Below are 12,777 nucleotides of genomic sequence, written 5' to 3'. Positions count from 1 at the left end.
CACAGGGCCGGGCGCGAGAGACCATCGACGGTCAGTGGGAGATCGCTCAGCTCAGCGCCAGCACCCCACCGCAGACCGCGATGGCGGCGCCGAGGGCACGCACCAGGCGCTGTTCGCGGCTGGCCAGCCAGCCACCCAGCACCCGCGCCAGCATGGTGATGGCAAGCGTCGAGGCCGAAAAGCCCACCACGTAGGCGACGAGTGAGGCGGCTGCAGGCATCTCGGCGCCGTGGGCGATGCCATGCATCGTCATCAGGGCGATCACCAGGCCTCCGCCAAGCGCTGCCGGCAGACGCATCAGCGCCGCCACCATGACCCCGGCGATCAGCACCGACAGGGCAATTCCCCCTTCCACACCGGGCAAGGCGCCGGCGGGAAGCGCGCCGGCCAGCGCCAGACCAGCCCCGGCCAGCATGCCAGCCAGTGCCATCAGCGGGGTAAAGCGTCGCATGGCTGCCCCCTGCCCCAGACTCCACAGGCCGATGGCCCCCATCGCCAGCAGGTGATCGAGCCCCAACCAGGGATGCATCAGGCCGGCGGCAAGGCCGCCATGCTCGACGCCGTGGCCGGGGTGCGCCAGCGCCAGCGGTGCGACAAGGCCAGCGGCCATGGCGCCGGCGATCGCCAGGGAACGGGAAGAAACACGAGAACGCTGTGTCATGACAGACTCCTTGTTGACTGAGAACGCAACGCTTCGGCTGCGTGGTAACGGGCGATTCAGGCTTCCACTGCCTCGGCTCGCCGGTCGGGCAACATGCCCCGCTCGAGAATGAAACCGATGATGGTGTCGAGACCGACGCCGTCATACAGATTGGTGAAGACGAAAGGACGTTCGCCACGCATCTTGCGCGAGTCACGGTCCATCACCTCCAGCGAAGCATGCACCTGCTCGGCAATGTCGATCTTGTTGATGATCAACAGATCCGACTTGGTGATGCCCGGCCCGCCCTTGCGCGGGATCTTGTCACCCGCGGAGACGTCGATGACGTAGAGCGTCAGGTCCGACAGCTCAGGACTGAAGGTGGCCGACAGGTTGTCGCCGCCGGACTCCACCAGCACCAGTTCGAGCCCAGGATGGCGGCGGTGCAGCTCGTCGATGGCCGCCAGGTTCATCGAGGCGTCCTCGCGGATCGCGGTGTGCGGACAGCCGCCGGTTTCGACGCCGAGGATGCGATCCGGCGACAGCGCCTCGTTGCGGGTCAGGAAGTCGGCGTCTTCCTTGGTGTAGATGTCGTTGGTCACCACTGCGATATCGTAGTGATCACGCAGGGCCCGACACAGCTGCTTGAGCAGCGCCGTCTTGCCCGAGCCCACCGGGCCGCCCACGCCGACGCGCAGGCACTGGGAGGGAGTGGTTGAAGTGGTCATGGTGTTCTCCTGCCTGTCATGTAAGGCCATTCCCCGACGTGTCGAAGACCGGAAAATGGCGCCGTCGATACCCCGGTATCGATGGCATCGTTGTCACTCGCTCAGCTGCGAAACAGCCGCGAGTACTGGGTTTCGTGCAGGCCGCTGGCCAGGGCGAGCCCCGGCAGCGCCGGCCCCATGTCGTCATCGTCGATGATCAGGGCACGCCCCACCGCCTCGACCAGCGCCGGACGCAGCCGCTCGACCAGTCGCTGGGCCGCGGTATGCCCGAGCGGCAGCGCCTTGCAGGCTGCCGCCAGCTGGTTCTCGAGCCAGGCCCAGGCAAAGCCCAGCATGGCCTGTCGCGGCGGCAACCCGCGGGCTACCGCCAGGGCGCTGAAGGCGGTCACATAGCCAGGCTCGTCAGGCAAGCCGGCTTCGGGCGCCAGCCCCAGGCTGCGCATCAGGCGCACCAGCGACGCGCCCAGCTGGCGATCCTCCTCGCGCAGCTCTCGGGTCTCGCGTACCGCCCCCAGCCAGCAGTCCCAATGCGCCACCCTATCCTCGTCGCCCTGCTGCCAGGCCTCGACGAGTCGCGCCAGGGCAGGCAGTTCCGCCACCGCCAGGCCATCCTCCAGCACGCCCTCGAGCCAGTCGCCAAGACTCTTTTCATCGTGAACCCAGCCCAGTTCGAAGGCGCTCTCGAGCCCCTGGGACCAGGCGAAGGCGCCGATCGGCAACGCCGGGCTGACCAGCTGCAGCAGCCCCAGCAGGGCCAGATCATCGTGCGCCTGTGACGCAGACTCGATCCCGGCCATCAGGTGATCCCCTGAGCGTGGCTGTGTGAGGAGCCATGTGAGGAGCCATGTGAAGAGCCATGTGGCGAGCCGTGTGAATGGCCATGCCCGTGCGAATGCCCGTGCCCATGGTCATGGTCATGGTCATGAGAATCGCTGTGCGAATGACCATGCGAATGCCCACCCATGGTGTAGGCGCCCGGCTCGGGATCAAACGGCGCCTGGTGGTGCTCGAGCCGCGCACCAAGCCGCTCGGCCAGCTCTTCCAGCACATGGTCCGGCGCAAAGCGCACGTAGCAGCAGGCGTCACCCTGGTACTCGCCCTCGCCGATACCGAGGGTCACGTGGCGGTTGCCCAGGTGGTAGCACAACCGAGCCAACGCAAGGCCGGCGTCCGGCCCCGGCGCTACCCAGGCGGTCACCACCGGTTCCGGCGCAGCGATGACCCGGACGCGGCTGCCGTCCTCGGCCTGAAGACCGTCGCCGTGGCGCAGCACCGGACCGCGTTCGAGAAACAGACCCGCCGCACGCCCGCTGTCCAGGGTCACCCGCAGGCGCCCCTTGATGCGATCGTCGTAGCTCAGGGTCAGGGTGTCCTGGACTCCGTCTTGCCCATCGCCGACGGGCAACGGCCCGAGCCGGCGGGTCAGCGACAATAGCGAACTCATGGATGACTCCTTGGTACTGTCAGCGGCACTGTCGAAAACCGTCATCATCGCTGACTCAAAAAAGGTGATAGCGCTGGGCCAACGGCAGCACGTCCAGCGGTTCACAGGTCAGAAGCTCGCCATCGCAGGTGACCTCGTAGGTCTGGGCGTCGACCTTGAGATCCGGGCAACGGTCATTGAGCTTCATGTCGCCCTTGCGCACCGCACGCACATCCCGGCAAGCCACCAGGCGGCTTTGAAGCCCCAGCCGATCCTTGAGCCCCGCATCCAGCGCGGCCTGAGACACGAAGCTCACCCGGGTCGCCGCGGCGGCCTGGCCCAGCGCCCCGAACATCGGACGGTAGTGCACCGGCTGGGGTGTCGGGATAGAGGCATTGGGGTCGCCCATGGGGGCCATGGCGATCATTCCCCCCTTGAGCACCAGCGCCGGCTTGACGCCGAAGAAGGCCGGATCCCACAGCACCAGGTCGGCCAGCTTGCCCACCTCGACTGAACCGATCTCATCGGCCAGGCCGTGGGTGATGGCGGGGTTGATGGTGTACTTGGCCACATAGCGGCGGGCACGCAGGTTGTCGGCGCCACGTTCTTGATCTTCCGGCAGTAAACCACGCTGCACCTTCATCTTGTGAGCGGTCTGCCAGGTCCTGCACACCACCTCACCGACGCGTCCCATGGCCTGGGAATCCGAGGCGATCATCGAGATGACGCCGAGGTCATGCAGGATGTCCTCGGCGGCGATGGTCTCGCGGCGAATGCGCGAATCGGCGAAAGCCACGTCCTCGGGAATATTGGGGTCGAGGTGATGACACACCATCAGCATGTCCAGGTGCTCGTCGACGGTGTTCACCGTGTAGGGCCGGGTCGGGTTGGTCGACGACGGCAGCACATAGTCCTTCGAGCAGGCGGTGATGATGTCCGGTGCGTGGCCGCCCCCGGCGCCTTCGGTATGGTAGGTATGGATGCCGCGCTGCTTGAACGCCGCCAGGGTGTCCTCGACGAAACCGGACTCGTTGAGGGTGTCGGTGTGGATCGCGATCTGAACGTCGTAGCGCTCGGCCACGCTCAGGCAGGTATCGATGGAGGCCGGGGTCGTACCCCAGTCCTCGTGCAGCTTGAGCCCCATGGCGCCCGCTTCGATCTGGGCCTCCAGCGCCTCTGGCAGGCTGGCGTTGCCCTTGCCGAGCAGACCGATGTTCATCGGCAGGCTGTCGCAAGCCTTGAGCATCTGGTGGATGTGCCAGGCCCCCGGCGTGCAGGTGGTGGCGTTCGATCCGGTGGCAGGCCCGGTACCGCCCCCCAGCATGGTGGTGATGCCGCTGGCCAGGGCCTCGTCCACCAGCTGCGGACAGATGAAGTGCACGTGGGCGTCGATGGCGCCGGCGGTGAGGATCTTGCCCTCGCCGGCTATGACCTCGGTGCCGGGTCCGATCACGATGGTGACGTCCGGCTGGATGTCTGGATTGCCGGCCTTGCCGATGGCGGCGATGCGCCCCGCCTGGAGGCCCACGTCGGCCTTGACGATGCCCCACCAGTCAAGGATCAGGGCATTGGTGATGACGGTGTCCATCACCGTCTGGTCGAGACGCTGGCTCTGCCCCATACCGTCACGAATGACCTTGCCACCACCGAACTTGACCTCGTCGCCGTAGTGGGTGGCGTCCTTTTCTACCTCGATCCACAGCTCGGTGTCTCCCAGGCGCACCCGGTCTCCGACAGTGGGGCCATAGATGTCGGCATAAGCCTGACGACTGATCTTCATCGGGCGTCCTCCTGGCCGCTGTCGCCGCTGGGTGCACCGGCATCGTCCAGCGCGCCCATGACTTCACCACGAAAGCCGTAGATATGACGACGTCCGGCGAAGCTCACCAGGGTGACCTCACGGCTCTGCCCCGGCTCGAAGCGCACTGCGCTGCCCGCGGCCACGTCCAGACGAAAGCCCCGCGCCCTGACGCGATCGAACGCCAGTGCCGGGTTGGTCTCGGCGAAGTGATAGTGGGATCCGACCTGAATCGGTCGATCTCCGCGATTGGCCACCTCCAGCGTGACCCTGTCGCGACCCTCGCACAGGGCGATGTCACCGTCCTTCAGTTGGTATTCTCCGGGGATCATCCTGCGCCCTCCCTATTGGTATCAGCGTATGAGCCTGTCGTGTCGCGCCCGGATCAAGCCGGGAGCTGGCAGCGTCACGAGATCGGGTTGTGCACCGTCACCAGCTTGGTGCCGTCAGGAAAGGTGGCCTCGACCTGCACCTCGTCGACCATTTCCGCCACCCCTTCCATCACCTCGTCACGCCCCAGTATCTGGCGCCCTCGGCTCATCATTTCGGCGACGCTCAAGCCTTCCCGGGCACCCTCCATGATCTCGCAGCTGATCAAGGCCACCGCCTCGGGATAGTTCAGCTTGAGCCCCTTGGCGCGTCGCCGCTCGGCCACCAGGCCAGCGGTAAACAGCAAGAGCTTGTCCTTGTCACGCGGTGTCAGCTCCATCCTTTCATCCTCGATGTTGGTCAGGGTGGCCAGGGGTCGCCTGTCCCGCCCGGCATGACATTCAGGTAAACCAGATGCGCGGCACACAGGCCTCGCGATCCATCAGCATCGGACGCAGCAACGTCCAGGCCGCCTCGCACAGCGACCAGGCCTCGCGCCGCGAGTGACCGAGGTAGCGCAGCAGCAGGACGCCATCACGCACGGTGACGGCCCAGCGCTCGGCTTCATCAGCGCCGGGACTGCCGGCAAGGTCACTCCCTCCCTGCCCCAACCCTTGGCGCAGACGTTCGATCGCCGCGGACTCGTCTTCGAGCCCGACCGCCCACAGGGTTGCCTGGACGCTGCACCCTCGCTGCCCCCAGGCGCCGTGAAAACGACGATGGTCAGGGTCGAGGGGCTGGCGCTCGATCCACAGTGGTCGTCCGTCCCGGGACAGCCGGAAGCGCTGTTCGAGGTGGCCGCTGGCAAACGGCAGGTCACTGGCCGGCCGGCCCAGCGCCAGCACCTCCCAGCCCAGGCAGCGGGCGCTGCCGGAAAGCTCGATCTCGGTGGCCTGCACCCCTCGCGAGCCGTCGAAGGCGATGGTTTCCTGGGGCAACCACTCGAGCAGCCCGCCCTCCTCGACCACCAGACGAGTGCGCTGGGACCAGGCCACGGCGTTGCGGTCGGCCCGATACAGCTTGTTGGCCGCCGGTGTGGTCAGCAGCGCCCGCGCCCCCGCGCCCACCCGCGCCTGGATATCCAGGATATCGCCGCTGACCAGCCCCCCCGGGGGATGCAGCAGATAGACGTGGCAGGTGCCGTCGCGGCCTTCGGGATAGAAGGGACGCTGCACCCGCAGGGGACCGCGATGATCCACTCGATAGAGGCGAGTGGCCTGGCCATCATGGCGAAAGCCGAGATCGAGGCTGGCCTCCCAGCGCCGTCCCGCGTCGAAGCGATGGCCGTGCCGATCGGTCGAATCCTGTGTTGTCTGCGCGCTCATGGCTCTCCCGGGCGGTCCGTCGAGTCGGCGTGGCAAGCGAAAGTAAAAAAGGCCACCACCATTGCCCAATCAAGGTGCAAGCCCCGTACCAGCTTCTCAAATCTCTATTTTTCTACTTATTTTTCAATTTCTTATAAAACAGCCAACGATTGCACCAGAGAAAAGCACGCCTTTGGTCGCGCACAAAAAAAGTGCGCAACCTTACGATTGCGCACCATTGATGTGCAGCGATTCATCCTGATTGACGCGCTACCGCTCAGACGGTCAGGTAGCGCTTCACCACGGCGTCGTCGAGCTCACCGATATCACCGACGGCGACTCTCCGCCCGCGATCGAGGATGGCGAAGTGGTCGGCGAAGCGACGGGCAAAGGGCAGTTTCTGCTCCACCAGCAGCACGGTCAGCCCATCATCGGCGATCAACCGACGGATGACTTCGCCGACCTGGGCGACGATATTGGGCTGGATGCCCTCCCCCGGCTCGTCGAGGATCAACAGCTTCGGCTCGATCACCAGGGCGCGCCCGATCGCCAGCTGCTGCTGCTGACCGCCGGACAGATCGCCGCCCCGCCGGTGACGCATCTCCTTGAGCACCGGGAACAGCTCATAGATGCGTTCAGGCACCTGGCGCAGGCCATCACCACGGGCGGCAAGGCCAGTGCGCAGATTCTCCTCCACCGTCATCAGCGGAAAGATCTGGCGTCCCTGGGGCACATAGCCCACGCCCAGGCGTGAGCGATCCTCGAGGCGACGCTTCTCCAGCGCGACACCGTCGGCGTAGTGAAGCTCACCGCCGGTAATCGGCACCTCGCCCATGATCGCCTTCATCAGGGTGGTCTTGCCGACGCCATTGCGACCCAGCACACAGGTACAGGCCGCCCTGGGCACGTCGAGATCGAGATCCCACAGAGTATGGCTCTCGCCATAGAACTGATTGAGCCCGCGAATGCTCAGCATCGATCCACCTCCTTGCCCATCTCCTGCACCCACCGGCCACAGACCTTCGCCCACAGCGTGGCCAACCTGCCGCGGGATGCGCTGTCCGCCCAGTACAGCGCCCTTACCGAAGACTGCTGAGGTACTCGCTCCACTCCGATCATGCCGCCTCCTCGTCGCCACCCAGGTAGACCTCGATCACCCTGGGGTCGCTTGCCACCTTGTCCATACTGCCCTCGGCCAGTACCGAACCCTGATGCAGCACCGTCACCGTGCGGGCGATCGAACGCACAAAGCCCATGTCGTGCTCCACCACCACCACCGAGTGCTTGCCGGCGAGGCTCAACAACAGCTCTGCGGTACGCTCCATCTCCTGCTCGGTCATCCCCGCCACCGGCTCGTCGACCAGCAACAGCCGAGGGCGCTGCATCAACAGCATGCCGATCTCGAGCCACTGCTTCTGTCCGTGGGACAGGATGCCCGCCTGGCGGCGACTGAGCGACGCCAGGCCCACCGTCTCGAGCACCTCCTCGATTCGCGCCAGCACCTCCCCGGTCATGCGCGCCTTGAGCGTCGGCCACAGACTCTTGTCCATGGCCATCGCCAGCTCGAGGTTCTCGAACACCGTCAGCGCCTCGAACACCGTGGGCTTCTGGAACTTGCGCCCGATGCCGAGCCGGGCGATCTCCGGCTCGTTCTTGGTCAACAGGTTGTGGCGGCTGCCGAACCACACGCTACCCTGATCCGGGCGCGTCTTGCCGGTGATGATGTCCATCATGGTGGTCTTGCCGGCCCCGTTGGGGCCAATGATGCAGCGCAGTTCGCCGTCGTCGATGGTCAGGTTGAGATCATTGATGGCCTTGAAGCCGTCGAAGCTCACCGACACGTCCTCGAGATAGAGGATCGGGCCGTGGCGTACGTCGACCGGCGATTGTTCCGGGACCAGGAAGTCGAAGACCCGATCGCGATCGGCCAGGCTCTGAAGAAAGCTCATGAGGTGGCCTCCCTGGGGGTTGCATCCAGCGTGTCGGTTGGCGTGTCGGTTGGCGTGTCGCTGTCATCGTCGCTGCCTTGCTGGCGAGAGCGTGACAAAAGCCCGGCGATGCCCTGAGGCAGCAGCACTGTCACCAGCACGAACAGCGCACCGAGCGCGAACAGCCAGGCCTCCGGCATCACCCCGGTAAACACGCTCTTGGCGTAGTTCACCGCCAGCGCACCGATCACCGCGCCATAGAGGGTGGCACGACCACCCAGGGCCACCCACACCACCACCTCGATGGAGAACAGCGGCGAGAACTCGCTGGGGTTGATGATGCCCACCTGGGGCACATAGAGGGCGCCGGCTACCCCGGCCAGCATGGCCGAGACGACGAACACGAACAGCTGATAGCGCTCCACCCGGTAGCCGAGAAAGCGGGTGCGGGACTCGGCGTCGCGCACCGCCACGCAGACCCGCCCAAGCTTGCTGACCACGATGGCACGACACAGCAGGAAACCCAGCGCCAGCGCTACGCCGGATGCGATAAACAGCCCCAGTCGTGTGGCGTCGGCGGACAGGTCGAAGCCCAGCAGTTCCTTGAAGTCGGTCAGGCCGTTGTTGCCGCCAAAGCCCATCTCGTTGCGGAAGAACGCCAGCATCAGCGCAAAGGTCAGCGCCTGGGTGATGATCGACAGGTAGACCCCGGTGACCCGCGAACGGAACGCCAGGAAGCCGAACACCAGCGCCAGCAGGCCCGGCGCCAGCAGCACCATCACAAAGGCAAAACCGGCCATGTCGAAGCCAAGCCAGTACCAGGGCAGGCTGTCCCAGTCGAGGAACACCATGAAGTCCGGCAGCAGTGGATCGCCGTAGACACCGCGGTCGCCGATCTGGCGCATCAGGTACATGCCCATGGCGTAGCCGCCGAGGGCGAAGAAGGCGCCGTGGCCCAGGCTGAGAATCCCCAGGTAACCCCAGACCAGATCCACCGCCACCGCCAGCAGCGCATAGCACAGGTACTTGCCCAGCAAGGTAACGGTATAAGTAGAGACGTGCAGCGGGTGCTCCGGCGCCAGCAGCAGATTCGCCGCCACCACCAGCGCCATGGTGGCACCGAGCACCGCCAGGAAGATCAGAGTCGACCGCTCGCCGAACGGGCGAGCCAGCCATAGTCGGGATGATGGCATCGCTCAGCCCTCCGCCGCGCGGCCCTTCTGGGGAAAGAGTCCCCTCGGGCGCTTTTGAATGAACAGAATGATGAACACCAGCACCAGGATCTTGGCCAGTACCGCCCCGGCCCAGGGCTCCAGCACCTGATTGATCACCCCCAGCGAGAGCCCCGCCACCAGGGTGCCCCACAGATTGCCGACCCCGCCGAACACCACCACCATGAAGGAGTCGATGATGTAGTTCTGGCCGAGGTTGGGACCGACGTTGGTGAGCTGTGACAGCGCCACCCCGGCAAGGCCAGCCACCCCCGACCCCAGCGCGAAGGTCAGGATGTCGACGCGGGTCGCGCGAATGCCCATGGAGCGTGCCATGGCACGGTTCTGGGTTACCGCGCGTACCTCCAGTCCCAGCCGGGTGCGGCGCATCACCAGCATCAGGGCGGCAAACACCAGGATGGCGAAGCCGAGCACATAGAGGCGATTGAGGGTCAGCGACAGCGCCTCGTTGATCACCAGCGAGCCGCTCATCCACTCGGGCGTCACCACGGTACGGTTGAGCGGTGAGATCAGGGTGCGCACCAGCTGCTGCAGGATCAGGCTGACGCCGAAGGTCGCCAGCAGGGTTTCCAGCGGACGCCCCTTGAGGAACTGGATGACGCCTCGCTCGATGGCCACGCCCACCAGCGCCGCCACCAGAAAGCCCGCCGGAATCGCCAGCAGCAGCGCAAGCCCCGGCTGCCCCGGCAACAGCTGCTGCATCGCCCAGGTGGTGTAGGCCCCCAGCATGATCAGCTCGCCGTGGGCCATGTTGATCACCCCCATGACGCCGAAGGTGATGGCCAGGCCGATCGCCGCCAGTACCAGCACCGAGCCCAGCGACAGGCCGAAGTAGAGCGTCTCGGCGGCGCGGTTGAGCTTGAGCGCCTGCTCGCTCTCGGCCAGCGCGGCCTGGGCGGCTTCTGCCAGCGCCACGTCGTCGCTGCGGCTGGCCTGCATCAGCGCGGCCCTGGCCTGGCCATTGAGGCTACCGGACAGCGCCTCGACCGCCGCGACGTCCCCCTGTTCGACCCGTGCGATGGCGATGGCCTGCTCCAGGGTCGCGGCCACCTCGGGGTCGCTCTCGGCGGCGGCCAGCTCGCTCAGCGACTCGACGGCCTCGGCCTCGACCTCGCCCACCAGATCCCGCGCCGCCGCCAGCCGCTGGGCGGGGTCGTCGACACGCAGGTCGATCAGCGCCAGGGTGCTGTCCAGATAGCCCCTGAGACTGTTGTTGATGGAGACGCGGTCGAGCTCGCGGCGCGATATTTCGCCGGCCGGCTCCAGCGTCAGGGCGTCGGCCACGGGCCAGTTGCGACCGCGATTTTCCAGTACCACGACGATAGCGCCGCTGTCCTTGACGCGGGCGAGCTTGCCCTCGGCGAAGCTCTCGAGCCAGCGCCGGGCGCGCTCGTCACCGCTCTCGGCGATGGCGTCGATGGCCGCTTCCTTGTCGCGGAAGCTGGACTCGGCCAGCGCCGACAACAGCGCCGGCCCCTGGTCGGAAGAAGCGGCCTTAGAAGCGCCGGCGTCCTGAGCCCAAGCCTGGCCCAGCCCCAGGGCGACGAGGCAAAGCAGCACCAGCGCGCTCAGCCAGTGACGACCTGCAATTAAATTCATGGTGAGGTCCCTTGAGACACCCGGGTGCCGACGGCACCACGGGCAGGGTTGGCGTGATCCGGGCCGGTGCGCCGTGCACACCGGCCCCTTGTCGTTATGTTCTATTCGCTGGAGGCGACGTCTGAGCCACCACCGCAGCTACCCTGCACCACGTTGTAGTTGCCGCACTCAAGCGGAGCACGCCAGTCGCTGATCAGATCGCGGGAGCCTTCCAGATAGTCGGACCAGGCGTCGCCGGCCACGGTGGACGGGGTCTGCCACACCACCGAGAACTGGCCGTTGTCCTGGATCTCGCCGATCAGCACCGGCTTGGTGATGTGGTGGTTGGGCATCATGGTGGCGTAGCCACCGGTGAGATTGGGCACCGACACACCGATGATCGCTTCCTTGACCGCATCTACATCGGTGGTCTCGGCCTTGCGCACCGCCTCGGCCCACATGTTGAAGCCGATATAGTGGGCTTCCATGGGGTCGTTGGTGACGGCGTTGTCGTCGCCGGTGTAGTCGTACCAAGCGTCGATGAAGTCGTAGTTGACGTCTTCATCCACGCTCATGAAGTAGTTCCAGGCCGCCAGGTGGCCGACCAGCGGCGCGGTGTCGAGACCGGACAGCTCCTGCTCGCCCACCGAGAAGGCCACCACCGGGATGTCCGAGGCCTCGACGCCCTGGTTGGCCAGCTCCCGGTAGAAGGGCACGTTGGCGTCGCCATTGATGGTGGAGACCACCGCCGTCTTCTTGCCGGCACCACCGAACTGCTTGATCTCGGAGACGATGTTCTGCCAGTCGGAGTGACCGAAGGGGGTGTAGTTGACCATGATGTCCTCGTCGGCCACGCCCTGTGATTTCAGGTAGGCTTCGAGGATCTTGTTGGTCGTGCGCGGATAGACATAGTCGGTACCGGCCAGCACCCAGCGCTCAACACCGACCTCGTTCATCAGGTAGTCCACCGCAGGAATCGCCTGCTGGTTGGGCGCAGCGCCGGTGTAGAAGACGTTTTCGGAGGATTCCTCGCCTTCGTACTGCACCGGATAGAACAGCAGACCATTGAGCTCCTCGACCACCGGCAGCACCGACTTGCGCGACACCGAGGTCCAGTTGCCGAAGATCACGTCGACCTCTTCCTGCGCCAGCAGCTCGCGGGCCTTCTCGGCAAACAGCGGCCAGTTGGAGGCCGGGTCCACCACCACCGGCTCGAGCTCGCGGCCGAGCAGGCCACCCGCTTCGTTCTGCTGCTCGATCAGCATCAGCATGGTGTCTTTCAGGGTCGATTCGCTGATCGCCATGGTGCCGGACAGGGAGTGCAGGATACCGACCTTGATCGGATCCTCCTGGGCCAGCGCCGGTGCGGCGATGGCCAGCGACAGCGTGGACACGGCCAGGCTGGCCAGCGCCTTTTTAGAAAGCGCTTTGGAACGGTGGGCACAAACCTGCGTAGAAGAGATCGAAGCGGTGGGCATGGGAAACCTCCAGGGGTTGCCTTGTCGTTGTGATGGACCATCGTCGAGAGAGAGCCAAGCGGTTCAGGTAAAACCGCTGTATCGCTCAGGCCTGACGTCTTGCGACGTCGACCTCCATCACCACTTCAAGCAAGTCCCATGCCAGCCATATAAAACATTTATAAATTCCGACATTACGTCGGCCAAGACAGGGGCTTACCCACCCCGCCTTGCGCCACAAGAGAGCATCTCGCGCCACCGGGGCGCACCATTGCACCATGCATGGTGCACTTCGCTCCCCCGCCTCCTACTTCTGCACC

13 protein-coding genes are annotated in these 12,777 nt (G+C 65.6%); all 13 read right to left on the bottom strand.

Features of this window, described 5'->3' with window-relative positions; genetic code table 11:
- Positions 1 to 46: 46 nt before the first annotated feature.
- Positions 47 to 661 carry a HupE/UreJ family protein gene (locus NFI08_RS15845; RefSeq protein ID WP_108448795.1) on the bottom strand — a complete coding sequence of 205 codons (615 nt, stop codon included), beginning with the start codon at positions 659 to 661 and terminating at the stop codon, positions 47 to 49.
- A gap of 56 nt (positions 662 to 717) precedes the next feature.
- The gene (ureG, locus tag NFI08_RS15840; protein WP_045992492.1) at positions 718 to 1,368 is read right to left on the bottom strand and encodes an urease accessory protein UreG; all 651 of its coding nucleotides are present in this window, start codon (positions 1,366 to 1,368) and stop codon (positions 718 to 720) included.
- A gap of 101 nt (positions 1,369 to 1,469) precedes the next feature.
- Positions 1,470 to 2,165 (bottom strand): urease accessory protein UreF, encoded by a 696-nt coding sequence (locus tag NFI08_RS15835; protein WP_108448796.1) that lies wholly within the window; start codon positions 2,163 to 2,165, stop codon positions 1,470 to 1,472.
- Positions 2,165 to 2,812: an urease accessory protein UreE gene (gene ureE, locus NFI08_RS15830; RefSeq protein ID WP_108448797.1), complete on the bottom strand. Its 648-nt coding sequence runs from the start codon at positions 2,810 to 2,812 to the stop codon at positions 2,165 to 2,167. The genes NFI08_RS15835 and ureE overlap by 1 nt, the downstream gene beginning before the upstream one ends.
- Positions 2,813 to 2,867: 55 nt before the next feature.
- Positions 2,868 to 4,571, bottom strand: coding sequence for an urease subunit alpha (ureC, locus tag NFI08_RS15825; protein ID WP_349590564.1), 1,704 nt, complete (start codon positions 4,569 to 4,571; stop codon positions 2,868 to 2,870).
- On the bottom strand, positions 4,568 to 4,921 hold the full coding sequence (locus NFI08_RS15820; RefSeq protein ID WP_286985825.1) for an urease subunit beta: 354 nt from the start codon (positions 4,919 to 4,921) through the stop codon (positions 4,568 to 4,570). Before NFI08_RS15820 ends, ureC begins: the two co-directional genes overlap by 4 nt.
- Positions 4,922 to 4,995: 74 nt before the next feature.
- Positions 4,996 to 5,298: an urease subunit gamma gene (gene ureA, locus NFI08_RS15815; RefSeq protein WP_045992496.1), complete on the bottom strand. Its 303-nt coding sequence runs from the start codon at positions 5,296 to 5,298 to the stop codon at positions 4,996 to 4,998.
- A gap of 61 nt (positions 5,299 to 5,359) precedes the next feature.
- The gene (locus NFI08_RS15810) at positions 5,360 to 6,283 is read right to left on the bottom strand and encodes an urease accessory protein UreD (protein ID WP_286985826.1); all 924 of its coding nucleotides are present in this window, start codon (positions 6,281 to 6,283) and stop codon (positions 5,360 to 5,362) included.
- A 256-nt stretch (positions 6,284 to 6,539) separates the two neighbouring features.
- The gene (gene urtE, locus NFI08_RS15805; RefSeq protein WP_349590558.1) at positions 6,540 to 7,238 is read right to left on the bottom strand and encodes an urea ABC transporter ATP-binding subunit UrtE; all 699 of its coding nucleotides are present in this window, start codon (positions 7,236 to 7,238) and stop codon (positions 6,540 to 6,542) included.
- Positions 7,239 to 7,377: 139 nt separating this feature from the next.
- Positions 7,378 to 8,211, bottom strand: coding sequence for an urea ABC transporter ATP-binding protein UrtD (gene urtD / locus NFI08_RS15800; RefSeq protein ID WP_045992499.1), 834 nt, complete (start codon positions 8,209 to 8,211; stop codon positions 7,378 to 7,380).
- The gene (gene urtC / locus NFI08_RS15795; RefSeq protein ID WP_286985827.1) at positions 8,208 to 9,383 is read right to left on the bottom strand and encodes an urea ABC transporter permease subunit UrtC; all 1,176 of its coding nucleotides are present in this window, start codon (positions 9,381 to 9,383) and stop codon (positions 8,208 to 8,210) included. Before urtC ends, urtD begins: the two co-directional genes overlap by 4 nt.
- Before the next feature lie 3 nt (positions 9,384 to 9,386).
- Positions 9,387 to 11,021, bottom strand: a complete 1,635-nt coding sequence (gene urtB, locus NFI08_RS15790) for an urea ABC transporter permease subunit UrtB (RefSeq protein WP_286985828.1) — start codon at positions 11,019 to 11,021, stop codon at positions 9,387 to 9,389.
- A 101-nt stretch (positions 11,022 to 11,122) separates the two neighbouring features.
- Positions 11,123 to 12,478: an urea ABC transporter substrate-binding protein gene (gene urtA, locus NFI08_RS15785; RefSeq protein ID WP_083970372.1), complete on the bottom strand. Its 1,356-nt coding sequence runs from the start codon at positions 12,476 to 12,478 to the stop codon at positions 11,123 to 11,125.
- Positions 12,479 to 12,777: the final 299 nt, after the last annotated feature.

It is taken from the genome of Halomonas sp. EF61 (assembly GCF_040147045.1).
In the GTDB taxonomy this organism is placed as follows: domain Bacteria; phylum Pseudomonadota; class Gammaproteobacteria; order Pseudomonadales; family Halomonadaceae; genus Halomonas; species Halomonas litopenaei.
This window is presented reverse-complemented; position numbering and strand designations above follow the sequence as displayed.

What these genes read in the sequence shown, in the direction of transcription:
- NFI08_RS15845 (WP_108448795.1), bottom strand. Translation starts at nt 661, where the DNA reads ATGACACAGCGTTCTCGTGTTTCTTCCCGTTCCCTGGCGATCGCCGGC.
- ureG (WP_045992492.1), bottom strand. Translation starts at nt 1,368, where the DNA reads ATGACCACTTCAACCACTCCCTCCCAGTGCCTGCGCGTCGGCGTGGGC.
- NFI08_RS15835 (WP_108448796.1), bottom strand. Translation starts at nt 2,165, where the DNA reads ATGGCCGGGATCGAGTCTGCGTCACAGGCGCACGATGATCTGGCCCTG.
- ureE (WP_108448797.1), bottom strand. Translation starts at nt 2,812, where the DNA reads ATGAGTTCGCTATTGTCGCTGACCCGCCGGCTCGGGCCGTTGCCCGTC.
- ureC (WP_349590564.1), bottom strand. Translation starts at nt 4,571, where the DNA reads ATGAAGATCAGTCGTCAGGCTTATGCCGACATCTATGGCCCCACTGTC.
- NFI08_RS15820 (WP_286985825.1), bottom strand. Translation starts at nt 4,921, where the DNA reads ATGATCCCCGGAGAATACCAACTGAAGGACGGTGACATCGCCCTGTGC.
- ureA (WP_045992496.1), bottom strand. Translation starts at nt 5,298, where the DNA reads ATGGAGCTGACACCGCGTGACAAGGACAAGCTCTTGCTGTTTACCGCT.
- NFI08_RS15810 (WP_286985826.1), bottom strand. Translation starts at nt 6,283, where the DNA reads ATGAGCGCGCAGACAACACAGGATTCGACCGATCGGCACGGCCATCGC.
- urtE (WP_349590558.1), bottom strand. Translation starts at nt 7,238, where the DNA reads ATGCTGAGCATTCGCGGGCTCAATCAGTTCTATGGCGAGAGCCATACT.
- urtD (WP_045992499.1), bottom strand. Translation starts at nt 8,211, where the DNA reads ATGAGCTTTCTTCAGAGCCTGGCCGATCGCGATCGGGTCTTCGACTTC.
- urtC (WP_286985827.1), bottom strand. Translation starts at nt 9,383, where the DNA reads ATGCCATCATCCCGACTATGGCTGGCTCGCCCGTTCGGCGAGCGGTCG.
- urtB (WP_286985828.1), bottom strand. Translation starts at nt 11,021, where the DNA reads ATGAATTTAATTGCAGGTCGTCACTGGCTGAGCGCGCTGGTGCTGCTT.
- urtA (WP_083970372.1), bottom strand. Translation starts at nt 12,478, where the DNA reads ATGCCCACCGCTTCGATCTCTTCTACGCAGGTTTGTGCCCACCGTTCC.